Origin of the sequence: Streptomyces sp. NPDC092952, assembly GCF_044754785.1 — a bacterium.
Lineage (GTDB): Bacteria > Actinomycetota > Actinomycetes > Streptomycetales > Streptomycetaceae > Streptomyces.
In genome coordinates, this window is record NZ_JBIVPT010000001.1 from 351894 (window position 1) to 374794 (window position 22901).

At 72.1% G+C, this 22901-nt stretch carries 23 protein-coding genes; 15 read left to right on the forward strand and 8 right to left on the reverse strand.

Going from position 1 to position 22901, the window contains the following annotated elements:
- Window positions 1-35 precede the first annotated feature (35 nt).
- Together ACIQGQ_RS01580 and ACIQGQ_RS01585 are read right to left on the reverse strand one after the other, a co-directional pair.
- Window positions 36-1007, reverse strand: a complete 972-nt coding sequence (locus ACIQGQ_RS01580) for a DeoR/GlpR family DNA-binding transcription regulator (protein WP_402389313.1) — start codon at window positions 1005-1007, stop codon at window positions 36-38.
- A gap of 225 nt (window positions 1008-1232) precedes the next feature.
- Window positions 1233-2672: an NAD(P)H-quinone dehydrogenase gene (locus ACIQGQ_RS01585; RefSeq protein WP_402389316.1), complete on the reverse strand. Its 1440-nt coding sequence runs from the start codon at window positions 2670-2672 to the stop codon at window positions 1233-1235.
- A gap of 236 nt (window positions 2673-2908) precedes the next feature.
- On the opposite strand from ACIQGQ_RS01585, the gene ACIQGQ_RS01590 reads away from it, so the two are divergent.
- From ACIQGQ_RS01590 to ACIQGQ_RS01600, 3 genes are all read left to right on the forward strand, one after another.
- Window positions 2909-3346: a gamma-glutamylcyclotransferase gene (locus tag ACIQGQ_RS01590; protein ID WP_352273470.1), complete on the forward strand. Its 438-nt coding sequence runs from the start codon at window positions 2909-2911 to the stop codon at window positions 3344-3346.
- Between the two features lie 101 nt (window positions 3347-3447).
- Window positions 3448-4272: a purine-nucleoside phosphorylase gene (locus ACIQGQ_RS01595; RefSeq protein WP_352273471.1), complete on the forward strand. Its 825-nt coding sequence runs from the start codon at window positions 3448-3450 to the stop codon at window positions 4270-4272.
- 58 nt (window positions 4273-4330) lie between these two features.
- Window positions 4331-5971, forward strand: a complete 1641-nt coding sequence (locus ACIQGQ_RS01600; RefSeq protein ID WP_402389319.1) for a phospho-sugar mutase — start codon at window positions 4331-4333, stop codon at window positions 5969-5971.
- A gap of 77 nt (window positions 5972-6048) precedes the next feature.
- On the opposite strand, the gene ACIQGQ_RS01605 is transcribed toward ACIQGQ_RS01600, so the two are convergent.
- Window positions 6049-7518: an NCS2 family permease gene (locus ACIQGQ_RS01605; protein ID WP_402389321.1), complete on the reverse strand. Its 1470-nt coding sequence runs from the start codon at window positions 7516-7518 to the stop codon at window positions 6049-6051.
- A 301-nt stretch (window positions 7519-7819) separates the two neighbouring features.
- Between ACIQGQ_RS01605 and ACIQGQ_RS01610 the strand changes: the two genes are divergently transcribed.
- Window positions 7820-8497 (forward strand): helix-turn-helix domain-containing protein, encoded by a 678-nt coding sequence (locus ACIQGQ_RS01610; RefSeq protein WP_402389324.1) that lies wholly within the window; start codon window positions 7820-7822, stop codon window positions 8495-8497.
- Between the two features lie 206 nt (window positions 8498-8703).
- Window positions 8704-9654, forward strand: coding sequence for an SDR family NAD(P)-dependent oxidoreductase (locus ACIQGQ_RS01615; RefSeq protein WP_402389326.1), 951 nt, complete (start codon window positions 8704-8706; stop codon window positions 9652-9654).
- Window positions 9655-9684: 30 nt separating this feature from the next.
- Here the strand turns inward: ACIQGQ_RS01615 and ACIQGQ_RS01620 are convergent, their stop codons facing one another.
- Window positions 9685-10350 carry a PH domain-containing protein gene (locus ACIQGQ_RS01620; protein WP_402389329.1) on the reverse strand — a complete coding sequence of 222 codons (666 nt, stop codon included), beginning with the start codon at window positions 10348-10350 and terminating at the stop codon, window positions 9685-9687.
- Between the two features lie 113 nt (window positions 10351-10463).
- Here ACIQGQ_RS01620 and deoC point away from each other — a divergent pair, with 113 nt between their 5' ends.
- From deoC to ACIQGQ_RS01635, 3 genes are read left to right on the forward strand one after another with little or no spacing between them, the layout of a single operon-like run.
- Entirely contained in the window at window positions 10464-11474 is a 1011-nt protein-coding gene (gene deoC / locus ACIQGQ_RS01625; RefSeq protein WP_402390281.1) for a deoxyribose-phosphate aldolase, read from the forward strand.
- Between the two features lie 5 nt (window positions 11475-11479).
- Complete coding sequence (locus ACIQGQ_RS01630; protein ID WP_402389331.1) at window positions 11480-12919, forward strand: aldehyde dehydrogenase family protein; 1440 nt, start codon at window positions 11480-11482, stop codon at window positions 12917-12919.
- Window positions 12909-13820: an aldehyde dehydrogenase family protein gene (locus tag ACIQGQ_RS01635; RefSeq protein WP_402389333.1), complete on the forward strand. Its 912-nt coding sequence runs from the start codon at window positions 12909-12911 to the stop codon at window positions 13818-13820. Before ACIQGQ_RS01630 ends, ACIQGQ_RS01635 begins: the two co-directional genes overlap by 11 nt.
- An 86-nt stretch (window positions 13821-13906) precedes the next feature.
- Here ACIQGQ_RS01635 and ACIQGQ_RS01640 read toward each other — a convergent pair whose 3' ends face one another.
- The gene (locus ACIQGQ_RS01640) at window positions 13907-14335 is read right to left on the reverse strand and encodes a hypothetical protein (RefSeq protein ID WP_402389336.1); all 429 of its coding nucleotides are present in this window, start codon (window positions 14333-14335) and stop codon (window positions 13907-13909) included.
- A 63-nt stretch (window positions 14336-14398) separates the two neighbouring features.
- Between ACIQGQ_RS01640 and ACIQGQ_RS01645 the strand changes: the two genes are divergently transcribed.
- Entirely contained in the window at window positions 14399-15112 is a 714-nt protein-coding gene (locus tag ACIQGQ_RS01645; RefSeq protein ID WP_402389339.1) for a uridine kinase, read from the forward strand.
- Between the two features lie 195 nt (window positions 15113-15307).
- On the opposite strand, the gene ACIQGQ_RS01650 is transcribed toward ACIQGQ_RS01645, so the two are convergent.
- Window positions 15308-16069: a SigE family RNA polymerase sigma factor gene (locus ACIQGQ_RS01650; protein ID WP_402389341.1), complete on the reverse strand. Its 762-nt coding sequence runs from the start codon at window positions 16067-16069 to the stop codon at window positions 15308-15310.
- A 202-nt stretch (window positions 16070-16271) separates the two neighbouring features.
- On the opposite strand from ACIQGQ_RS01650, the gene afsQ1 reads away from it, so the two are divergent.
- The 5 genes from afsQ1 to ACIQGQ_RS01675 all read left to right on the forward strand — a co-directional run bounded on the left by afsQ1 (window position 16272) and on the right by ACIQGQ_RS01675 (window position 20227).
- Window positions 16272-16949 carry a two-component system response regulator AfsQ1 gene (gene afsQ1 / locus ACIQGQ_RS01655; protein WP_352273629.1) on the forward strand — a complete coding sequence of 226 codons (678 nt, stop codon included), beginning with the start codon at window positions 16272-16274 and terminating at the stop codon, window positions 16947-16949.
- Complete coding sequence (locus ACIQGQ_RS01660; RefSeq protein WP_402389344.1) at window positions 16946-18499, forward strand: sensor histidine kinase; 1554 nt, start codon at window positions 16946-16948, stop codon at window positions 18497-18499. Before afsQ1 ends, ACIQGQ_RS01660 begins: the two co-directional genes overlap by 4 nt.
- Window positions 18496-19155, forward strand: coding sequence for a hypothetical protein (locus ACIQGQ_RS01665; protein WP_402389347.1), 660 nt, complete (start codon window positions 18496-18498; stop codon window positions 19153-19155). Before ACIQGQ_RS01660 ends, ACIQGQ_RS01665 begins: the two co-directional genes overlap by 4 nt.
- 184 nt (window positions 19156-19339) lie before the next feature.
- Window positions 19340-19888 carry a VanZ family protein gene (locus ACIQGQ_RS01670; RefSeq protein ID WP_402389350.1) on the forward strand — a complete coding sequence of 183 codons (549 nt, stop codon included), beginning with the start codon at window positions 19340-19342 and terminating at the stop codon, window positions 19886-19888.
- Window positions 19889-20023: 135 nt separating this feature from the next.
- The gene (locus tag ACIQGQ_RS01675; RefSeq protein WP_385208595.1) at window positions 20024-20227 is read left to right on the forward strand and encodes a PspC domain-containing protein; all 204 of its coding nucleotides are present in this window, start codon (window positions 20024-20026) and stop codon (window positions 20225-20227) included.
- A 178-nt stretch (window positions 20228-20405) separates the two neighbouring features.
- On the opposite strand, the gene ACIQGQ_RS01680 is transcribed toward ACIQGQ_RS01675, so the two are convergent.
- Together ACIQGQ_RS01680 and ACIQGQ_RS01685 are read right to left on the reverse strand one after the other, a co-directional pair.
- On the reverse strand, window positions 20406-20723 hold the full coding sequence (locus ACIQGQ_RS01680; protein WP_366298903.1) for a hypothetical protein: 318 nt from the start codon (window positions 20721-20723) through the stop codon (window positions 20406-20408).
- A gap of 137 nt (window positions 20724-20860) precedes the next feature.
- On the reverse strand, window positions 20861-22015 hold the full coding sequence (locus ACIQGQ_RS01685; protein ID WP_366298904.1) for an adenosine deaminase: 1155 nt from the start codon (window positions 22013-22015) through the stop codon (window positions 20861-20863).
- 103 nt (window positions 22016-22118) lie between these two features.
- Here ACIQGQ_RS01685 and ACIQGQ_RS01690 point away from each other — a divergent pair, with 103 nt between their 5' ends.
- The gene (locus ACIQGQ_RS01690; protein WP_402389355.1) at window positions 22119-22898 is read left to right on the forward strand and encodes an alpha/beta hydrolase; all 780 of its coding nucleotides are present in this window, start codon (window positions 22119-22121) and stop codon (window positions 22896-22898) included.
- Window positions 22899-22901 lie beyond the last annotated feature (3 nt).

Sequence of the window (22901 nt, forward strand, 5' to 3'; positions counted from 1 at the left end):
CCGGCCACCGTCGCGGGCGACCGGACGCGCCCGCCCTACCGGCGCCGCAGGTCCGCCACTCTGGACCGCTCCCCCTGGCCGTCGCCCAGCCCGGACGGGCCCCGCAGCTGCTGGGGGCCCTGGCCGCCGGGGCCGCTGTGCGCCGTACGGCGCTGACCGGGCAGCGGCATCTCGCGCCTCCCCGGTCGGCCGTGCGCATGGGGCTCCGCCACACCGGGGCCGCCCGCCGCACCGGCCACCGCGATCTGCACCCCCTGGTCCGCGAGGGCCTGGAGCTCGGTGGCGGCCCGGTCGTCGTGGCCGGGGGGCTCGTCCGTCACCAGGCGGGTGACGAGGTCCGTCGGCACCGTCTGGAACATGGTGTCGGAGCCGAGCTTGGTGTGGTCGGCCAGCACCACCACCTCCGCGGCGGCCTGCACCAGCGCCCGGTCCACGCTCGCGGAGAGCATGTTGGAGGTGGACAGGCCGCGCTCGGCGGTGAGCCCGCTGCCGGAGAGGAAGGCGCGCGCGACCCGGAGCCCCTGGAGGGACTGCTCGGCGCCGCTGCCCACCAGGGCGTAGTTGGACCCGCGGAGCGTGCCGCCGGTCATCACGACCTCCACCCGGTTGGCATGGGCCAGGGCCTGCGCGACCAGCAGGGAGTTGGTGACGACGGTCAGCCCGGGGATCCGCGCGAGCCGGCGGGCCAGCTCCTGCGTGGTCGTCCCCGCGCCGACGACGATGGCCTCGCCCTCCTCGACGAGTCCGGCCGCCAGATCCGCGATGGCCGTCTTCTCCGCGGTGGCGAGATGGGATTTCTGCGGGATGCCGGACTCCCGCGTGAAACCGCCCGGCAGTACCGCACCGCCATGACGGCGGTCGAGGAGTCCTTCTGCCTCCAGCGCCCGCACGTCCCGCCGTACGGTCACTTCGGAGGTCTGGACGACGCGGGCGAGCTCACGGAGCGATACCGCCCCGTTGGCGCGCACCATTTCGAGGATCAACTGACGACGTTCTGCAGCGAACACGGAACTGACAGTAACGTGACCGCCTCAGTCTTTTCAGCACTTTGCACCGAATAACGGAAGTTGTGCATGCGACAGGTCACCGAGTGGTATACGCGGCCCCGTTGTTGCTCCACACCGATCGAACACGGTCATCCGGGCACCCCCGGAACGGCCGGGAGGCCGCCGGGGAAGCCGCCCTTGAGCAGCGGCTTCCCCGGCGGCCTCCCGGCGGTCGAGCGGTGCGCCCTACGCCTCGCCCGTCTGCTTACGGGTGTGCAACTGCCGTGCCACTTCCGCGATCGAACCCGACAGGGACGGGTACACGGTGAAGGCGTTCGCGATCTGTTCCACCGTCAGATTGTTGTCGACCGCGATCGAGATGGGGTGGATGAGTTCACTCGCGCGGGGTGCCACGACGCAGCCGCCGACCACGATGCCGGTGCCGGGGCGGCAGAAGATCTTGACGAAGCCGTCCCGGATGCCCTGCATCTTGGCGCGCGGGTTGCGCAGCAGCGGGAGCTTGACCACGCGGGCGTCGATCTTCCCGGCGTCGACGTCGGCCTGGGTGTAGCCGACGGTGGCGATCTCGGGGTCGGTGAAGACGTTCGAGGAGACCGTCTTCAGGTTGAGCGGGGCCACCGCGTCGCCGAGGAAGTGGTACATCGCGATCCGGCCCTGCATGGCGGCGACCGAGGCGAGGGCGAAGATCCCGGTGACGTCACCGGCCGCGTAGACGCCGGGGGCGCTGGTGCGGGAGACCTTGTCGGTCCAGATGTGGCCGGAGTCCTTGAGTCGGACCCCGGCCTCCTCCAGGCCCATGCCCGCGCTGTTGGGGATCGCGCCGACCGCCATGAGGCAGTGCGAGCCGGTGATCACCCGGCCGTCGGCGAGGGTGACCTCGACCCGGTCGCCGACGCGCTTGGCGGCCTGGGCGCGGGAGCGGGCCATCACGTTCATGCCGCGGCGGCGGAAGACGTCCTCCAGCACGGCGGCGGCGTCCGGGTCCTCACCGGGCAGCACCCGGTCGCGGGAGGAGACCAGCGTGACGCGCGAGCCGAGCGCCTGGTAGGCGCCGGCGAACTCGGCGCCGGTGACACCCGATCCGACGACGATGAGCTCCTCGGGCAGCTCGTCGAGGTCGTAGACCTGGGTCCAGTTCAGGATGCGCTCGCCGTCCGGCAGCGCGTCCGGGATCTCCCGGGGGTGGCCGCCGGTCGCGATCAGCACGGCGTCGGCGGTGAGCCGCTCCTCCGTGCCGTCGGCGGCGGTCACGACGACCGTGCGGGAGCCGTCGGCGGCCTGGAGGCCCTCCAGCCGGCCCCGGCCGCGCATCACCCGGGCGCCGGCCCGGGTGACGGAGGCGGTGATGTCGTGGGACTGGGCGAGCGCCAGGCGCTTCACCCGCCGGTTGACCTTGCCGAGGTCGACGCCGACCACACGGGCGGCCTTCTCCATGGGCGGGGTGTCGTCGGCGACGATGATGCCCAGTTCCTCGTAGGAGGAGTCGAAGGTGGTCATCACCTCCGCCGTCGCGATCAGGGTCTTCGAGGGCACGCAGTCGGTGAGCACGGACGCGCCGCCGAGGCCGTCGCAGTCGACGACGGTCACCTCCGCGCCGAGCTGGGCGCCCACCAGCGCCGCCTCGTAGCCGCCGGGTCCGCCGCCGATGATCACGATCCGGGTCACGAAAAGTCCGCCTCGCGTGTGTCATCCCGCGGCCGTCTGCTGCCCCGGCCGGGGGTCCGGGGAGCGCCCCCGGGGAATGCAGTACGTACTTCATTGTCCCGCACGCGCCAAGGTGCTTCGCCCCGGGGCCCTCCATCCGTGCGCCGGGGCCGGTCCGGGGCAGGCAGGACAATCCCGAGGGTGGTCTTCCCGGCGGAATCGACGTTCCCCCCGTCCCCTCCCGTACCCTCGGACCCATGTCGCTCTACGCCGCGTACGCCGGCAACCTCGACGCGCGGCTGATGACGCGCCGCGCACCGCATTCCCCGCTGCGCGGCACCGGCTGGCTGAACGGCTGGCGGCTGACCTTCGGCGGGGAGCAGATGGGCTGGGAGGGCGCGCTCGCCACCGTCGTGGAGGCACCGCGCTCCCAGGTGTTCGTCGCGCTGTACGACCTGGCGGCGATGGACGAGGACTCCATGGACCGGTGGGAGGGCGTCGGCCTCGACGTCTACCGCCGGATGCGGATCCGGGTGCACACCCTGGACGGCGAGGAGCCGGCCTGGATCTACGTGCTGAACGGGTACGAGGGCGGCCTGCCGTCCGCCCGCTACCTGGGCGAGATCGCCGACGCGGCGGAGTCCGCGGGCGCCCCGCACGACTATGTGATGGAGCTGCGCAAGCGCCCCTGCTGACCGCCCGGCCCGCACTTTTGTAGGAACGCACCAGCAGTCGTGGCGATAGTCCGTACCAGGGCATCTACGCGCGTAGGGAATCACCGGCTACCCTCGTCGGCGTGAACGCATCAGTTATTCCGGACCAGATCCAGGGCGACCCGTACGCCGCCGCCGCCGACGCCGCCGCCCGCCTGCGCGAGCTGACCGGCGCCGAGACCCACGACGTCGCGCTCGTGATGGGTTCCGGCTGGGCGCCCGCGGGCGATGCGCTCGGCACCCCGGAGGCCGAGTTCCCGGTGACCGAGCTGCCCGGCTTCCCGGCCCCCGCCGTCCAGGGGCACGGCGGCACGATCCGTTCGTACCGGATCGGGGAGAAGCGCGTGCTGGTCTTCCTCGGCCGTACGCACTTCTACGAGGGCCGGGGTGTCGCCGCGGTGGCGCACGGGGTCCGTACCGCCGTGGCGGCCGGATGCCGGACGGTCGTCCTGACCAACGGCTGCGGTGGTCTGCGCGAGGGCATGCGCCCCGGTCAGCCGGTGCTGATCAGCGACCACATCAACCTGACGGCGTCCTCCCCGATCGTCGGCGCCAACTTCGTCGACCTCACCGACCTGTACTCGCCCCGGCTGCGCGCGCTGTGCCAGGAGATCGACGACACCCTCGAAGAGGGGGTCTACGTGCAGTTCACCGGCCCGCACTACGAGACGCCCGCCGAGATCAACATGGTCCGGGTGATGGGCGGCGACCTGGTCGGCATGTCCACCGTCCTGGAGGCCATCGCCGCCCGCGAGGCCGGTGCCGAGGTGCTGGGCATCTCGCTGGTCACCAACCTCGCGGCGGGGCTGAGCGGCGAGCCGCTCAACCACGAGGAGGTGCTCCAGGCGGGGCGCGACTCGGCCACCCGGATGGGCTCGCTGCTGGCCCGGGTGCTCGACCGCATCTGACGCGTACGGGGCCGCCGGCCCATCCCACCGTGTAGCACCCCGCAGGAAGGCGGACACCGTGCAGCAGGACCTCATCGCCCGGGCCAGGACGTGGCTCGCGGAGGACCCCGATCCCGAGACCCGCGAGGAGCTGGCCCGGCTCGTCGAGGCCGAGGACCTCGACGAGCTGGCCGCACGGTTCTCCGGCACCCTCCAGTTCGGCACCGCCGGGCTGCGGGGCGAGCTGGGCGCCGGGCCGATGCGGATGAACCGGTCCGTGGTGATCCGCGCCGCCGCCGGGCTCGCCGCCTACCTGAAGGCCCGGGGCCAGGGGGACGGGCTCGTCGTCGTCGGCTACGACGCGCGCTACAAGTCCGCCGACTTCGCCCGGGACACCGCCGCCGTGATGACCGGCGCGGGACTGCGGGCCGCCGTGCTCCCCCGCCCGCTGCCCACCCCGGTGCTCGCCTACGCCATCCGGCACCTGGGCGCCGTCGCGGGCGTCGAGGTGACCGCCAGCCACAACCCGCCGAGGGACAACGGCTACAAGGTCTACCTCGGCGACGGCTCGCAGATCGTCCCCCCGGCGGACGACGAGATCGCCGCGGGGATCGCGGCGGTCGGCCCGCTGGACGGCGTGGCCCGCCCCGAGGACGGCTGGGAGGTCCTGGGCGAGGAGGTGCTGGACGCCTATCTGGCCCGTACCGACGCGGTGCTCGCGGCCGGTTCGCCGCGTACCGCCCGGGTCGTGTACACCGCGATGCACGGGGTCGGTACGTCGGTGCTGACCGCCGCCTTCGCGCGGGCCGGGTTCCCCGCGCCGGTGCTCGTCGCCGAGCAGGCCGAGCCCGACCCGGCGTTCCCCACCGTGGCCTTCCCCAACCCGGAGGAGCCCGGCGCGATGGATCTCGCCTTCGCGACCGCGCGCCGTACCGGTCCCGACATCGTTATCGCCAACGACCCGGACGCCGACCGGTGCGCCGTCGCGGTGCCCGATCCGGCGACCGACGGGGGCTGGCGGATGCTCCGGGGCGACGAGGTCGGGGCGCTGCTCGCCGCGCACCTGGTGGACCGGGGGGCGACCGGGGTCCTCGCCGAGTCGATCGTCTCGTCCTCGCTGCTGGGCCGGATCGCCGAGAAGGCGGGGCTGGGGTACGAGGAGACGCTGACCGGCTTCAAGTGGATCGCCCGGGTGGACGACCTGCGGTACGGGTACGAGGAGGCGCTCGGCTACTGCGTCGACCCCGAGGGCGTCCGCGACAAGGACGGGATCACGGCCGCGCTGCTCGTCGCCGAACTGGCCTCGGTGCTCAAGGAGCGGGGCCGTACGCTGCCCGACCTGCTGGACGACCTGGCACTCACCCACGGGCTGCACGCCACCGACCAGCTGTCGGTCCGGGTGGAGGACCTGTCGGTCATCTCGGACGCCATGCGGCGGCTGCGCGAGACGCCCCCGACCGCGCTGGCGGGTCTGCCCGTCGTCTCGGCCGAGGACCTGACGCGCGGTTCGGACCGGCTGCCGCCCACCGACGGCCTGCGCTACCGGCTGGACGGTGCCCGGGTGATCGTCCGCCCGAGCGGCACCGAGCCGAAGCTCAAGTGCTATCTGGAGGTGGTGGTCCCGGTCGGCTCGGCCGGGGAGCTGCCGGCGGCCCGTACGAGGGCGGCGGAGCTGCTCGACGGCATCAAGCGCGATCTGGCGGCCGCCGCCGGGATCTGACGGACCCTTCGGGCACGCCCCCGCCCCGGACACCGGCACTGCCGGGTCCGGGGCGGGTGTCGTCGGGGCCGTGCGGACTACTTCATGCCGAGCAGCTGCTCGATCGGGTCGATGGCGAAGTAGACCAGGAAGAGCGCCGAGGTGCCCCAGAGCAGCCAGTGCACCTCGCGGGCCTTGCCCAGGCAGGCCTTGATGACCACGTAGGAGAGGAAGCCCGCGCCGATGCCGTTGCTGATGGAGTAGGTGAACGGCATGACGGCGATGGTCAGGAAGGCCGGGATCGCGACCTCGTACCGGTCCCACTCGATGTGCTTCACCTGGGTCATCATCAGGAACCCGACCGCGACGAGAGCGGGGGCCGCGGCCTGGAGCGGCACGATGGTGAGCAGCGGGGTGGCGAAGAGCGCGAGGCCGAACAGACCGCCGGTGACGAGGTTGGCGAACCCGGTGCGCGCACCCTCGCCGACGCCCGCGGCGGACTCGATGTACGCGGTGGCGGACGACGAGGAGGCGGCGCCACCGGCGACGGCGGCCGCGCCGTCGATCAGCAGGACCCGGCCGAGACCGGGGACCTGGCCACGCTCGTCGAGGAGCCGGGCCTCGGCGGTGACACCGACCACGGTGCCCATCGTGTCGAAGAAGTCGGACAGCAGCAGGGTGAAGACGAACAGCAGGACGGTCAGCACGCTGACGTGGCTGAACGCGCCGAACAGGTCGAACTTGCCCAGCAGCCCGAAGTCGGGGGCGGCGAAGGGCTTGTCGGGCAGCGACGGGGTGATCAGGCCCCAGGACTTGACGTCGGCGACGCTGTTGATGACGACGGCGGCGACGGTCATCACGAGCATGCTGATGAGGATGGCGCCCTGCACCTTGCGGACCAGGAGCACGATCGTCAGGAGCACGCCGACGCAGAAGACGAGCATCGGCCAGCCGGTGAGGGTCCCGGTGCCGATCTGAACGGGCACGGTGCTGTTCGCGGCGTCGGGGACGCGGGTGACGAACCCGGAGTCGACACAGCCGATGAAGGCGATGAACAGGCCGATGCCGACGCTGATGGCCTGCTTGAGTGGCTGCGGGATGGCGTGCATGATCGCCTCGCGCAGACCGGTCATCACCAGCACGGTGATCAGCAGGCCCTCCAGCACGATGATGCCCATCGCGTCGTCCCACCCCATCATCGGGGCGACCTGGAAGGCGGTGACGGCGTTGAGTCCCAGACCCGCGGCGAGGGCGAGCGGCAGGTTGCCGCCGACACCCATGATCACGGTCATCACGGCGGCCACCAGGGCCGTGGAGGTGACCAGTTGGACGTTGTCCAGCTGATGGCCGTACTTGTCCTCGGTGCTCCCGAGAATAATGGGATTGAGTACGAGAATGTATGCCATCGTAAAGAAGGTGGCGAACCCGCCACGTATCTCACGGCCAAAAGTAGAGCCGCGTTCACGTATACGGAAGAACCGGTCGACCGGCCCCCCGGATCCGCGTCGCGGCCCGTCGTCGAATCTGTGTCTCGGCTCTTCGACCGCGCCGGTCGCGCTGCTGTACATGACGGCTTCTCCTGAAACTGCGTTACGGAAAAAGACAGCGGCGCCGGAGTGCGTATCAACTGCGCGCGACGGCACATTCGACGCCTAAGGGATGCCCGTATGCGCTGGCAGGACACCCCGTAGGCAGCGGATCCTATGTGTCAGGGGCATGATCTCGATTGCCATGAGGTATCGATTACCTGTCCTTCTCGTACCGCTCCTGTCGGTTCCTCTGAAATCGGCGACGACCTATCAAGCCAAAACGGGATGCGGGCGACATGGGGCATGGAGTTGATCGCGGTCGACTCCTACCCTCGGGCCCGTGCACTCACCGCTTCCCTTCAACGCGCGAGCCGCCCGCATCCTGCGCGAGAAACTCGGGATGGCTCCGGGCCATGTCGCCTACGGCATGCGTGCCTCGTACGGCATGGCCTACATCACTCCCGACCACATCACCGCCTGGGAGCGCGGCACCGCACTGCCCAGCGCGAGTGAACTCACCGCGCTGGCCGGTGCGTTGTGGTGCAACCCCAACGAACTCATGGGCGCCCCGCGCACCCTGCGGGAGCACCGCATCGCCCGCGGGCTGGCCGCCGAGGACGTCGCCCGCGCCACCGGCGTCGGCCTCGACGACTACCTCCGCATGGAGGAGACGGGCCAATGGACCGGCGGCAAAAGGCAGTCCGCCGCCCTCGCCACCACCCTCGCCCTGCCCCCGCGCGACTTCATCGCCATCACCGGCCTGGAGGGCGAGCTCGCCCAACTCCTCACCGAGGCCGTCTCCACCCGCTGGCAGGCGCACATCCGGGGCATCGCCCGGCTCATCGCCGTGGACCGCCGCGACCTCCAGGACCCGCTGCGGGACATGCACCAGGAGTACCAGACGCTCATGGCGGCCACCCTCAGCCGGGCGAGCGGCACCACCGCCTCGGGCGAGGACGGCCGACGCTACCTGGAGGACATCATCGACCACTTCTGGTCCCGGATCCCGGAGAACTGAGCCCGCACGCCCCCGCCGGCCGGCCGGACAACCGGACGGGTCGGTACGGGACGGACGGGAACGCGGGAACGGACGGGACGGGCCGACCGGGACCGCCGTCGGGCTGTCGGACATCTGTCGGCGGCCTGTCGACGGGGGCTGCGACCTTGGTTCCGCCGGATGCTCCGCACGAGCACTCCGCCCCAGAACGCAAGGAGCCCGTCACCATGTCCTCCGCAGTCCGGCACCAGCCGTGGGACGTCCACCGACCGCCGTCCGCCGAAGGCAGGACCTTCCTGGTCACCGGGGGCAACGCCGGGATCGGCTACTTCACCGCGGAACAGCTCGCCGCCACCGGCGCCCTCGTCGTACTCGGCAGCCGGGACCGGGCGAAGGCCGAGGCAGCCATGGCATCGATCCGCTCACGCGTCCCCGGAGCGCGACTGCGCCGCCTCGGGCTCGACCTGGCCGACCTGCCGTCCCTGAAGGCCGCCGTGGACACCCTGGGCCTCGACCGTCTCGACGCGGTGGTCCTCAACGCGGGCGTCGCCCTGGACGACCCGCCGCGCCGGGAGACCTCGGACGGCCACGAGCTGATGTTCGGCACCAACCATCTCGGCCACTTCGCGCTGACCCGGTGGCTGGCCCCCCTGCTGTCCGCGGCGCCGGCCGGCCGCGTCGTGACGGTGGGAAGCTTCGCGGCCCGCTCCGAGCGGCTGGACCTCGACGATCCGCAGTCGACCCGGGACTACCGGCCCAAGCGCACCTACGGCCGGTCGAAGCTGGCCCAGATGTGCTTCGGCTTCGAGCTCGACCGCCGTCTGCGGGCCGCCGGGAGCACCGTGCTCAGCGTCGTGGCCCATCCGGGCGGCGCGCTGGACTCCCTCACCCCGCCCGGCGCGCCGACGGGCGCGACGACCCGCGGCGAGCGCCTGGCCGCCCTGCCCGCCGCCCTCCTGGTACAGGGCAAGGACGCCGGGGCGTGGCCCGTCGTCCGCGCCGCCCTCGACCCGGAGGTACGGGGAGGACAGCTCTGGGGGCCGCGGGTTTTCAAGCTGCGCGGCAGGCCGCGGTGCGAGCCCGTCCCCACCCACATGACCGACCCGGCCGCAGCCGCCCGCCTGTGGACGGTCAGCGCCGGGCTCACGGGCACCGATCCGGACGACGGCTTCCGGTAGGCGCGCCCCGGGGGCGGGTACGGCCGGCGCTCAGCCCGTCGCGAAGAGGACCACCAGCAGCACCGCGCCCACCACCGCCGGCACGATCACCTCGAACGCCCAGCGCACCGACACCGGCGATTCCGCCGGCCCCTCGCCCGCCGCCTTCGCGGCGCTCCCCGCTCCCGCCTTCGCCCGCTCCGCCAGCTCGCGCAGATCGGCCATGGTCTGGTCGGCCGCGGCGGTCCGGTTCTTGGTGTCGCGGACGTCGGCCGTCACGGACGTACGGTCGTACGGGTCGTCCAGCGAGCGCCGGGACTGCCGGCGCGCCGCCTTCTTGCGCTGCCGCATCGACACCGGGACCGCCCACAGCTGGTACTTCGCGCCGTCCTCGGTGAACAGCTCGCTCGAATACCCGGCCCGCAGGTCCGCGACCGCGGTCCACGGCATGGTGATCGTGCGGAACGGGTTGCGGATCCGGATCCGCTCGTCGTTGGCGGACACTACGGGCCGCAGCGTGAACGCGGTGACCAGCGGCACCGAGGTCAGGATGCCCGCGAGCGCCAGCCACGGCACCCGTCCGTGCCCCCGGATCAGCGCGTCGCCGCCGATCCAGCAGATGAGCAGGAGCAGCAGGACACCCCCCGCCATCCCGGCGGGCGAGCGGAAGGTCCGGTCGGCGTAGACCGGCTCGGCGGGCGGCGTGGGGCTCGTCATGCGCCCGATTCTGCCTGACGGCCGCCCGGGGTGCCGGAGCGGTACGGGGCCGCCGGGGGAAGAGGGGCCCCTGTACAGGCCGCTACGCGCGTAGATATGCTCATCTGGTGACCATGCCCACCACAGCTCCAGCATTCACCGACGCGACCGCGTCCGACAGTGCGCTGCGCCGCTTCCTGCACGGGCTGCCCGGCGTCGACGCCGTCGGCCTCGAAGCGCGTGCCGCGTCCCTCGGAACCCGTTCGATCAAGACCACGGCCAAGGCGTACGCCATCGACCTGGCCATCTCGATGATCGACCTCACGACGCTGGAGGGCGCGGACACCCCCGGCAAGGTCCGGGCCCTCGCCGCCAAGGCCCTCAACCCCGAGCCGCTGCGCTACACGCCGCACCGGCTCGCGGGCGACCCCGCGGGCGCCGAGCCGGACCGCCCGGCCCCGCGCACGGCCGCCCTCTGCGTCTATCCCGACATGGTGCCCACCGCCGTCGCCGCGCTGGCCGGCTCCGGGGTGAAGGTGGCGTCCGTGGCGACGGCCTTCCCCGCCGGACGCGCCGCGCTCGACGTGAAGCTGGCGGACGTCCGGGACGCGGTGGCCGCCGGGGCCGACGAGATCGACATGGTGATCGACCGGGGCGCCTTCCTCTCCGGCCGCTACCTGAAGGTCTACGAGGAGATCCTCGCCGTGAAGGCCGAGTGCGCGCGGCCCGACGGCCCCGACGCCCGGCTGAAGGTGATCTTCGAGACGGGCGAGCTGTCCACGTACGACAACATCCGCCGCGCCTCCTGGCTCGGCATGCTGGCCGGGGCCGACTTCATCAAGACGTCGACCGGCAAGGTCTCCACCAACGCCACGCCCGCGAACACCCTGCTGATGCTGGAGGCGGTGCGCGACTTCCGGGCGCAGACCGGCGTCCAGATCGGGGTGAAGCCGGCCGGCGGCATCCGCACGTCCAAGGACGCGATCAAGTTCCTGGTGCTGGTGAACGAGACCGCGGGCGAGGACTGGCTGGACAACCACTGGTTCCGGTTCGGCGCCTCCAGCCTGCTGAACGACCTGCTGATGCAGCGTCAGAAGCTCAGCACCGGCCGTTACTCCGGCCCCGATTACGTGACGGTGGACTGATCCCCATGGCATCTGCATTCGAGTACGCCCCCGCCCCCGAGTCCCGCGCGGTCGTCGACATCGCGCCCTCGTACGGCCTGTTCATCGACGGCGAGTTCACCGACGCGGCCGACGGGAAGGTCTTCAAGACCGTCTCGCCGAGCAGCGAGGAGGTGCTCTCCGAGGTCGCCCGCGCCGGTGCGGCCGATGTGGACCGGGCCGTGAAGGCGGCCCGCAAGGCATTCGAGAAGTGGTCGGCGCTGCCCGGCTCCGAGCGCGCGAAGTACCTCTTCCGGATCGCCCGGATCATCCAGGAGCGCAGCCGCGAGCTGGCCGTCCTGGAGACCCTCGACAACGGCAAGCCGATCAAGGAGACCCGCGACGCGGACCTCCCCCTGGTCGCGGCGCACTTCTTCTACTACGCGGGCTGGGCCGACAAGCTGGCGCACGCCGGTTTCGGCGCGGACCCGCGCCCGCTCGGGGTGGCCGGCCAGGTCATCCCGTGGAACTTCCCGCTGCTCATGCTGGCCTGGAAGATCGCCCCGGCGCTCGCCGCGGGCAACACGGTGGTCCTCAAGCCCGCCGAGACGACCCCGCTCTCCGCGCTGTTCTTCGCGGACATCTGCCGCCAGGCGGGTCTGCCCAGGGGCGTCGTGAACATCCTTCCCGGCTACGGGGACGCGGGCGCCGCCCTGGTCGCGCACGAGGACGTGAACAAGGTCGCGTTCACCGGCTCGACCGCGGTCGGCAAGGCCATCGCCCGCCAGGTCGCCGGTACGGACAAGCGGCTCACCCTCGAACTGGGCGGCAAGGGCGCCAACATCGTCTTCGACGACGCCCCGATCGACCAGGCCGTCGAGGGCATCGTCACCGGCATCTTCTTCAACCAGGGCCAGGTCTGCTGCGCCGGTTCCCGGCTGCTGGTCCAGGAGTCGGTCCAGGACGAGGTGCTGGACGCGCTGAAGCGGCGGCTCGCCACGCTCCGGCTCGGCGACCCGCTGGACAAGAACACCGACATCGGCGCGATCAACTCCGCGGAGCAGCTGGCCCGGATCACCGCCCTCGCCGACACCGGCGAGGCGGAGGGCGCCGAGCGCTGGACGGCCCCCTGCGAGCTGCCCGCCGCGGGGTACTGGTTCGCCCCGACGCTGTTCACCAACGTCACCCAGGCGCACACCGTCGCCCGGGACGAGATCTTCGGCCCGGTGCTGTCGGTGCTGACCTTCCGCACCCCGGACGAGGCCGTCGCCAAGGCCAACAACAGCCAGTACGGCCTCTCGGCCGGCATCTGGACGGAGAAGGGCTCCCGCATCCTCGCGGTGGCCAACAAGCTCCGGGCCGGCGTCGTCTGGGCCAACACGTTCAACAAGTTCGACCCGACCTCGCCCTTCGGCGGCTACAAGGAGTCGGGCTTCGGTCGCGAAGGCGGCCGCCACGGCCTGGAGGCGTACCTCGATGTCCGATAACCGACTGAGCGTCTTCAAGACCTACAAGCTGTACGTCGGGGGCAAGTTCCCCCGCTCCGAGAGCGGCCGGGTGTACGAGGTGAGCGACTCCAAGGGCAGGTGGCTGGCGAACGCCCCGCAGTCCTCCCGCAAGGACGCGCGCGACGCGGTCGTGGCCGCCCGCAAGGCGTTCGGCGGCTGGTCGGGCGCGACGACGTACAACCGGGGCCAGGTCCTCTACCGCGTCGCCGAGATGCTGGAGGGCCGCAAGGAGCAGTTCGTCCGGGAGGTCGCGGACGCGGAGGGCCTGTCGAAGTCCAAGGCGGCGGCCGTGGTGGACGCGGCGGTCGACCGCTGGGTCTGGTACGCCGGGTGGACCGACAAGATCGGCCAGGTGGTCGGCGGGGCGAACCCGGTCGCGGGCCCGTTCTTCAACCTGTCGACGCCGGAGCCGACCGGCGTGGTCGCGGTGCTGGCGCCGCAGAAGTCGTCGTTCCTGGGCCTGGTCTCGGTGATCGCCCCGGTGATCGCCACCGGCAACACCGCGGTGGTCGTGGCCTCGGCGGACGCCCCGCTGCCCGCGCTGTCGCTGGGCGAGGTGCTGGCCACCTCCGACGTGCCGGGCGGCGTGGTGAACGTCCTGTCCGGGCGTACGGCGGAGATCGCGGCCCCGCTCGCCTCCCACCAGGACGTCAACGCGATCGACCTGACGGGCGCGGACGAGGCGCTCGCGAAGGAGCTGGAGATCGCGGCGGCGGACAACCTGAAGCGCGTCCTGCGCGCCCGGGACGCGGGCGCCGACGGCTCCGCCGAGCCGGACTGGACGGCCGACCCGGGCACCCACCGCCTGACGGCCTTCCTGGAGACCAAGACGGTCTGGCACCCCACGGGCGCCCTGGGCGCCTCGGGCTCCTCGTACTGAGGACGTACGAAGCGGCCCGCTCCTCCCGGGGTTCACCGGGGAGGAGCGGGCCGCTTCCGGGTCCGGGAGCCGTCCCGGGACAGGGGCTACAGGCCGCCGCGCAGCCCCTCCGCCAGCGGTCCCACCAGCGGCAGGTCCTTCAGGGCCCCGCCGCTGGTCAGCGGGTCGGTGACGGCGGTCGTGGAGAGCGGCTTGAAGTCGGCGACCTGCGTCTCCAGCCCGTTGGTCAGCGGGTCGGTGCCCGTGCCGGCCAGCGGGTCGAGCCGCAGATGCGTCACCGGGGCGACGCTGTGCTTGAGCGCCACCCCGAGCGCCCCGGTGGTCGCGCCGAGGGCCGCGTCGGCGTCCTGGCCGAGGCCGGAGCCGCTGTCGGTGCCCACGGCCGGGACCGGGGCCGACGGCGCCGCCTGGGCCGCCGCACCGCCCGCGCCGAGCGCGGCGCCCACCGCCGTGACGGTCAGACCGGCCCTCAGCAGGGCGCGGCGACGGGACCGGGAGAGTGCGTGACGTGCCATGGGATTCCCACCTGTTCGAGACCACCGAGTAATCGTCTGAGCGCGTAGCGTAGTTGAAATGTGATGCTGGATACCAACAAAGGCACCGGGGGATCCCCTGCGCGGGTCAATGCCTCACACTCGTGTTCTGTGAATGCCCAACCGACCCCGACCCGCGTGGTGCTGCTCGCCGGCCCGTCCGGCTCCGGCAAGTCCTTCCTGGCCGCCCGCAGCGACCTGCCGGTGCTGCGTCTGGACGACTTCTACAAGGAGGGCGACGACCCGACGCTTCCGCTCGTCCCCGGCAGTACCGACATCGACTGGGACTCCGCGCAGTCCTGGGACGCGGACGCGGCGGTCTCCGCCATCGTCGACCTGTGCCGTACGGGACGCACGGACGTCCCGGTGTACGACATCTCCACCAGCTCCCGGACCGGCCGCGAGACCCTGCACATCGACCGCACCCCGCTCTTCGTCGCCGAGGGGATATTCGCGGCGGACATCGTCGGGCGGTGCCAGGAGCTGGGGCTGCTCGCCGACGCGCTCTGCCTGCGCGGCCGCCCGGCGACGACGTTCCGCCGCCGGCTGGTCCGGGATCTGCGCGAGGGCCGCAAGTCGGTGCCGTTCCTGCTGCGGCGCGGGTGGCGGCTGATGCGGGCGGAGCGGCGGATCGTGGCGCGCCAGGCGGCGCTGGGGGCGTACCCGTGCGGCAAGGAGGAGGCCCTGGGCCGGCTCGCCGCGGCGGCCGCGGGCCGCTGCCGCCGCGCACCGGTGGGCACCACCCCGGTCCCGGAGTAGACCGGCCCCGTTCGCGTGCGCCCCGGCCGGTACGGGCAGGGCGCATGCGAACGGGGCCGGACAGGCCCCCCGGCCCACCCGACCCCGCAGCTTTTCCCCGTGTTCCCCGTTGTCCCCCGTTCGCCGCCTCCCCCGAAGCGGCGCCCCCGTGGGTTCCCCCGTGGTCCCCCTCCGTTCCCCCGTATCCCCCCAGCCTCAGGCCACCAGCTCGCCGAAGGACTCCTCCTGGTCACGGCCGAAGCTGAGGACCTCGTCCTCGCGCAGCCGGCGGAGCGACCGCCAGATGCTGGACTTCACCGTGCCGACGCTTATGTCGAGAATGGACGCGATCTCCGGGTCCGTGCGGCCCTCGTAGTACCGAAGGACCAGCATCGTCCGCTGGAGTTCGGGCAGCCGGGCCAGCGCCTGCCAGAGCACGGCGCGCAGTTCGGTGCCGCGCATCGCGTCCGTGTCGCCCGCCGTCTCCGGCAGCTCCTCGGTCGGGTACTCGTTGAGCTTGCGCCTGCGCCAGGCGCTGATGTGCAGGTTCGTCATGGTGCGGCGCAGATAGCCGCCGACCGCGGCCTTGTCACTGATCCGGTCCCAGGCCCGGTACGTCGAGAACAGCGCGCTCTGCAGCAGGTCCTCGGCCTCGAACCGGTCACCGGTCAGGTGGTAGGCGGTCGCGTACAGGGAGGCGCGGCGCTCCCTGACGTAGGCCGTGAACGCCGCTTCGGCGTCCTCGTCCCGCGCCGGGGCCGTCCGCTCCCCCGAGCCCTCCCCGTACACGCCACGCCCGTTGTTCCCCCCGGTTCCCCCCACAGGAACGTCGACCACCGTCATGAACGGCGTGTGCTGGCGTCCGGCGTTGCGTACGCAGCCCCGGACACCCACCGTGCCGGACTTCTCGGCCCCCCGGCCGGCATCGTGGAGACGCGTGACAACTGCGCTTGCGGTGATGCTGTGAGTTGCGTTCATCTCGCGCCCCCCATCGGTGGAGTCCGTCCGTTCCTGTGTCCATGAGCTTGGTCGGGCAGTTTCATCACCCTGTCCGCCGACTGTCACAGAGCTGTCACAGCCATCGTCCGCACCGTGTCCGGGGCTTCGGTGGGACGTGAGTGACGCACGAGTAGGGACCAACTGTCGAACTGGGGCTCTGCCATGGGTCAGAATGACCAGCGTGCCTTTCCTGTTGCTGATCGAGGACGACGACGCCATCCGCACGGCCCTCGAACTCTCGCTGTCACGCCAGGGCCACCGTGTGGCCACCGCGGCGACGGGAGAGGACGGCCTGAAACTGCTGCGTGAGCAGCGGCCGGATCTGATCGTGCTGGATGTGATGCTGCCCGGTATCGATGGTTTCGAGGTGTGCCGGCGCATCCGGCGCACCGACCAACTGCCGATCATCCTGCTGACCGCCCGGAGCGACGACATCGACGTCGTGGTCGGGCTGGAGTCCGGCGCCGACGACTACGTCGTCAAACCCGTGCAGGGCCGGGTGCTCGACGCCCGGATCCGCGCGGTGCTGCGCCGCGGCGAGCGCGAGTCCACCGACTCCGCGGTGTTCGGGAGCGTGGTGATCGACCGTTCCGCGATGACCGTGACGAAGAACGGGGAGGACCTCCAGCTCACCCCGACCGAGCTGCGCCTCCTGCTGGAGCTGAGCCGCCGCCCCGGCCAGGCGCTCTCCCGGCAGCAGCTGCTGCGGCTGGTCTGGGAGCACGACTACCTCGGTGACTCCCGGCTGGTGGACGCGTGCGTGCAGCGGCTGCGCGCCAAGGTGGAGGACGTGCCGTCCTCGCCGACCCTGATCCGTACCGTCCGGGGTGTGGGCTACCGGCTGGACTCGCCCCAGTGACCGCTGCCCCCATACGGAGACTCCTCGCCGGGCTCCGCTGGACGAGCCTGCGCCTGCGGCTGGCCGTGGTGTTCGGGCTGGTGGCGCTGACCGCGGCGGTGTCCGCCTCGGGGATCGCGTACTGGCTGAACCGCGAGGCGGTGCTGACCCGTACACAGGGCTCCGCGCTCGGGGACTTCCGCCAGGAGATGCAGAGCCGGGCGGCCACGCTGCCGCTCCACCCCACCCGGGACGACCTGCAGAACGCCGCCGTGCAGATGGCGAGCAGCTCCCCGGGGTACAGCGTGCTGCTGGTCGACGAGCGGGACACCGGGAAGCCGATCGTCGGCAACTCCGACCTGGACACGTTCACACTCGACAACGTGCCGCTCCCGCTCCAGAAGGCCGTCGGCAAGAAGCAGCCGCTGGGCTCGGGCAACAAGGACGAGTACCACCTGTTCTGGCAGCGCACCAGCATCAACGGCACGCCGTACCTGGTGGGCGGCACGAAGATCATCGGCGGTGGCCCGACCGGCTACATGCTGAAGTCGCTCGACCAGGAGCGGCAGGACCTCAACTCCCTGGCCTGGTCGCTGGGGATCGCGACCACGCTCGCGCTGATCGGTTCCGCGCTGCTCGCGCAGGCCGCGGCGACGACCGTGCTGCGCCCGGTGCGGCGGCTCGGCGACGCCGCCCGCAAGCTCGGCGAGGGCAAGCTCGACACCCGGCTCGTGGTGTCCGGAACGGACGAACTGGCCGATCTCTCCCGTACGTTCAACCGGACGGCGGGTTCGCTGGAGAAGCGGGTCGCGGACATGAGCGCGCGGGAGGAGGCGAGCCGCCGCTTCGTCGCCGACATGTCGCACGAACTGCGTACCCCGCTCACGGCCCTGACCGCCGTCACCGAGGTGCTGGAGGACGAGGCGGACGGCCTCGACCCGATGATCGCGCCCGCGGTGCACCTGGTGGTGAGCGAGACCCGCCGCCTCAACGACCTGGTGGAGAACCTGATGGAGGTCACCCGCTTCGACGCGGGCACGGCCCGGCTGGTCCTCGACACGGTCGACGTCGCCGACCAGGTCACCGCCTGCATCGACGCCCGCGCCTGGCTGGACGCGGTGGACCTGGACGCCGAGCGCGGCATGATGGTCCGCCTCGATCCGCGCCGTCTCGACGTGATCCTGGCGAACCTGATCGGCAACGCGCTCAAGCACGGCGGTTCGCCGGTGCGGGTCGCGGTACGGACGGAGGGCGAGGAGCTCGTCATCGAGGTACGGGACCACGGCCCGGGCATCCCCGAGGCCGTCCTGCCGCACGTCTTCGACCGCTTCTACAAGGCGAGCGCCTCCCGGCCGCGTTCCGACGGCAGCGGACTCGGCCTGTCGATCGCCATGGAGAACGCGCACATCCACGGCGGCGACATCACGGCCGCCAACTCTCCGGACGGCGACGGCGCGGTGTTCGTCCTGCGCCTGCCGCGCGACGCCGAACGGCTGACCCGCACCGCCGACGGGGACGACGGCGACGAGGACGGCTCCGGGGGCCGGGACGAGGGGAACGGGGCCACATGACGGGCAGCAGCATCGGGCGCCGGGGCCGGCGCCGTACCGTCCTCGCGCTGGCCGGGGCCCTGGCCGGGGCCGCGCTGGTCACGGGGTGCGGGATCAGGTCGACCACGGTCCCGGTGGACGCCGGGCCCGCCCCGTCCCAGGTGCCGTGCACCGTACCGGCCCAGAGCGTCACCACGCAGTCCCTCCAGGGCGTGCCCGTGGAGGTGTACCTGGTCTGCTCCTCGCAGCTGGTCACGGTGGACCGTACGGTCCGGGCCGACGTGTCCGGACCGGACCGGGCCGCGGTGGCCCGGGCGCTCCTGGACGAGCTGCGCCGCGAGCCGGACGCCGAGGAGCGCCGCGCCGGGTACGCCACGACCGTCCCGGACGGCCTGCGGATCGGCCCGGCCCACCCCGGCGACGGGAAGGACACCCTGCGGCTCAGTGAGCAGCCGGAGGACCTGCGCTCCGAGGCACTGGCCCAGATCGTGTGCACGTACGCGGAGAACGACACGCTGGCCCCGCGCGGCCAGGTGGTGCTGGGCGGCCCGGGGGCCTACCCGGCGCGTGCCTACCTGTGCACCTCGGAGATGAAGGCGCGCCCCAACGCCGACCCGGCCCCGATCGCGGTCCGGACCACGATCCCGGGGAACGGCGCGTCGGCCGGTACCGGCTGACGGCGACCGGTGCGGGGCGCGTGGGGCCGTGAGCAGCGCCTCGCGGGCGGCTGAGCAGCCGTAACGGGGGTGGTCGAGCGCCCGCCCGCAGGCCCGTTCCGGGGCCGGGCGCCGTTACCGTATCCGGACGTACGGATCGTGGGGCGGCGGAACCGATTCCGCCGCCCGCCGCGTCTTGGGGGGCGTGCGTCAAGGTACGGACGGCCAGACCGTCATCCGCTTCCGCGCGACCGGGGTATGCCTGCTCCTCGCGCATCTGCTGCTCGTCGGGTGGCTGACCCTGCGCCCGCTCGACGTCCCCTGGGCGACCGCCTCGAACCTTCATCTCTTCGCCGGGATCCGGGCCGATCTGGCCCTCGGCCCGGTCGAGGCCACCCGGCGGATCGGTGAGGGGCTGCTGCTCCTCGCCCCGCTGGGTGTCCTGCTGCCGATGGCCGGCGGCCGCCTCACCGTGTCCCCGTGGGCCTCGCTGGCCCGTACCGTCGCGGCAGGAACGCTCATCTCCACGCTCATCGAGCTGGCCCAGACCGGAGTGCCCGGCCAGGTCGTCGACGTCGACTCGATGCTGCTGAACACGGTGGGCGTGGCCGTCGCCCACCTGCTCGTCGTCCCCATGTGCCGGGCGCGGCTGCGCCGCCGGAGGGAGGGGCGGGCCGAGACCGCCCCCCGCCCCAGGGACGAGGCCCCCCAGGGTGCTACCCCGACGATTCCCAGGGTCGGGATCGCCCCGTAGAGCGATACTTTGCCCCCGTTCGTCGGAGACCATGGATACATCGGACCGGGAGCCCGACGGAGCGGCTCCCGGCACCACATCCCAGCGACGAATCCGCACGACGGATCCCGCAACGGTTTCGCGAAGGAGCCCACCATGGCCGGACTTGTCCGCCCCCGCGAGGGACGCATGATCGGCGGAGTGTGCGCAGCGCTGGCACGGCGCTTCGGCACCTCCGCCGGGACGATGCGCATCATCTTCCTGGTCTCGTGCCTGCTGCCGGGGCCGCAGTTCCTGCTCTACCTGGCGCTGTGGCTGCTGCTCCCGGCGGAAGGGACGAGGGCGGCCACCGACTGGTGACCTCTTCCGTACGCGTACGCCCGTGGGGCGGCCACCTGGACCGGGTGGCCGCCCCACGGGCGTACAGCGGATGCGGACGCGAATGCGAATGCGGCTACGGATGCTGAGGCGGATCGGATACGGACCGGGTGCCGGTGCGGACCGGGTGCTACCGGTTTCCGGCCGTGGGTGTGGGCTCTCAGCCGCCGAGCGGGAGGCCGTTGGCCGTCAGCCCACCGGCGTTCACGCCGCCCGCGGGCAGACCGCCGAGGAGGCCCTTGACCGGACCGGTGGCGCCGTCGACGAGCTTCTGCTGGTCGGTGCCGAGCAGCTTGGTGGTGGTCTCCTGGAGCGGCAGGCCCTGGGTGGCGGTGTCCACCGCCGAGCTCGCGACGGGCAGGGCCATGCCCACGGCGTTCGCCGGCAGCACGGCGGCGGAGGCGGTGCCCGCGGCAGCGGCGGCGAAGGCGGCACCGAGAGCGGCGACACCGAGAGTCCTGGCAGCAGACTGCTTCATGGAATTCATCCTCGGAGAGAGAAGGAGGGTGTGGGAACAACGAAAAGTAGCCACGGTTTCCCCCTCCTCACAAACAGTCCGACACGCCGGTAACGGCCGGGAATTCGACATCCCGGCCGATACCGCGCAGCCGCCGGTCAGTCCGAGACCGCGGAAGAAACGCTGGTCGCAGCGGTCTGCTCGAAGAGCCACTCCGCCTTCAGCTCGGCGTAACCCGGCTTGATCACCTCATTGATCATCGCCAGACGCTCATCAAAAGGAATGAACGCCGACTTCATCGCATTGACGGTGAACCACTGCATGTCGTCGAGCGTGTATCCGAAGGTCTCGGTCAGCTTCTCGAATTCCTGACTCATGCTCGTACCGCTCATGAGCCGGTTGTCGGTATTGACCGTGGCCCGGAAATGCAGCTTCCGCAGCATTCCGATCGGGTGCTCGGCGTACGAGGCGGCGGCGCCGGTCTGGAGGTTGGAGGTCGGGCACAGCTCCAGCGGGATGCGCTTGTCCCGTACGTAGGAGGCGAGGCGGCCGAGCTTGACCTCACCGTTCTCGGCGACCTCGATGTCGTCGATGATGCGGACGCCGTGGCCGAGCCGGTCGGCGCCGCACCACTGGATGGCCTGCCAGATCGACGGCAGGCCGAACGCCTCGCCCGCGTGGATGGTGAAGTGGTTGTTCTCGCGCTTGAGGTACTCGAAGGCGTCGAGGTGGCGGGTGGGCGGGAAGCCCGCCTCCGCGCCCGCGATGTCGAATCCGGCCACACCCTGGTCGCGGTAGCGGTTGGCCAGCTCGGCGATCTCCAGGGACCGGGCGGCGTGCCGCATCGCGGTGAGCAGGGCGCCGACCCGGATGCGGTTGCCGTCGCGGCGGGCCCGCCGCTCGCCCTCGCGGAAGCCCTCGTTGACCGCCTCGACGACCTCTTCGAGGGTCAGCCCGGCCTCCAGGTGCTGCTCCGGGGCGTACCGGACCTCGGCGTAGACGACACCGTCGGCGGCCAGGTCCTCGGCGCACTCGGCGGCCACCCTGACCAGCGCCTCACGGGTCTGCATGACGGCGCAGGTGTGGGCGAACGTCTCCAGGTAGCGCTCCAGCGAGCCGGAGTCGGCCGCCTCGCGGAACCAGATGCCGAGCTTGTCCGGCTCGGTCTCGGGAAGTCCCTCGTACCCGCTCGCGCGGGCGAGGTCCACGATCGTCCCGGGGCGCAGGCCCCCGTCGAGGTGGTCGTGGAGGAGGACCTTGGGGGCGCGCCGGATCTGATCCTGGCCGGGCACGTGAAGGGGCTGGCTCATCATCTGCGCACTCTAGCCCCTACGCGCGTAGATCGCCGCTTGTCGATGCGTAACAGTGACCGCGAATACGGGTGGAGTACACCTCTCCTTCTGACACTGTTCTGCCATGGCACAGCGCGCACTCCCCCTGCCTGCCCCGAGGCTGGGACGGGCCGTCCGGACGGCCGGAGCCACCACCGCGGTCAGCGGCGTCGTCCTGCTGCTCCCGGACGGCGAGGCCGACTCGCATCGTCGCCCCTCCCCCCTCTCGTACGCCCGTCAGCTACCGCTGGCCCGCACCCTGGCCCGCGCCGGAAAGGAGGACGGCCTCGCCGTGCACGTCGTCCGCTACGGCTGCCGTGGCTGGAACGCGACGGACGCCCGGCTCGCGGCGGACGCCGAGTGGTCGGTGGAGGAGGTCGTACGCCGCTACGGCGACGTCCCCGTCTGCCTGGCCGGCCACGGCATGGGCGGCCGGGCCGCACTCCGGGCGGGCGGCCACTCGGCGGTCAACTCCGTTCTGGCGATGGCCCCTTGGCTCCCGGAGCACGATCCGGGCGGCCCGGAGCCGGAACCCGAACCGGAACCGGTGAAACACCTCCTCGGCCGCCGGGTCCTCCTCGTCCACGGCACCAACGACGCCCGCACCGACCCCGAGCTCTCCTTCCGCCTGGCCGAACGCGCCAAGAAGACCAACCGCGACACCTGCCGCTTCGAGGTCCACTCGGACGGCCACGGCCTCCGCCAGCACCGCGCCGAAGTCATGGCCCTGGCGGTGAACTTCGTCCGCGGTTCGCTCTTCGGCCGCGCCTACGCCCGCCCCGTCACGGACGCCCTGGCGGCCCCACCGCCGCTGGGGCTGCGGATGCCGCTGGCGGCGGGGTTCGGGAAGTCGCTGCGGGACTGAGGG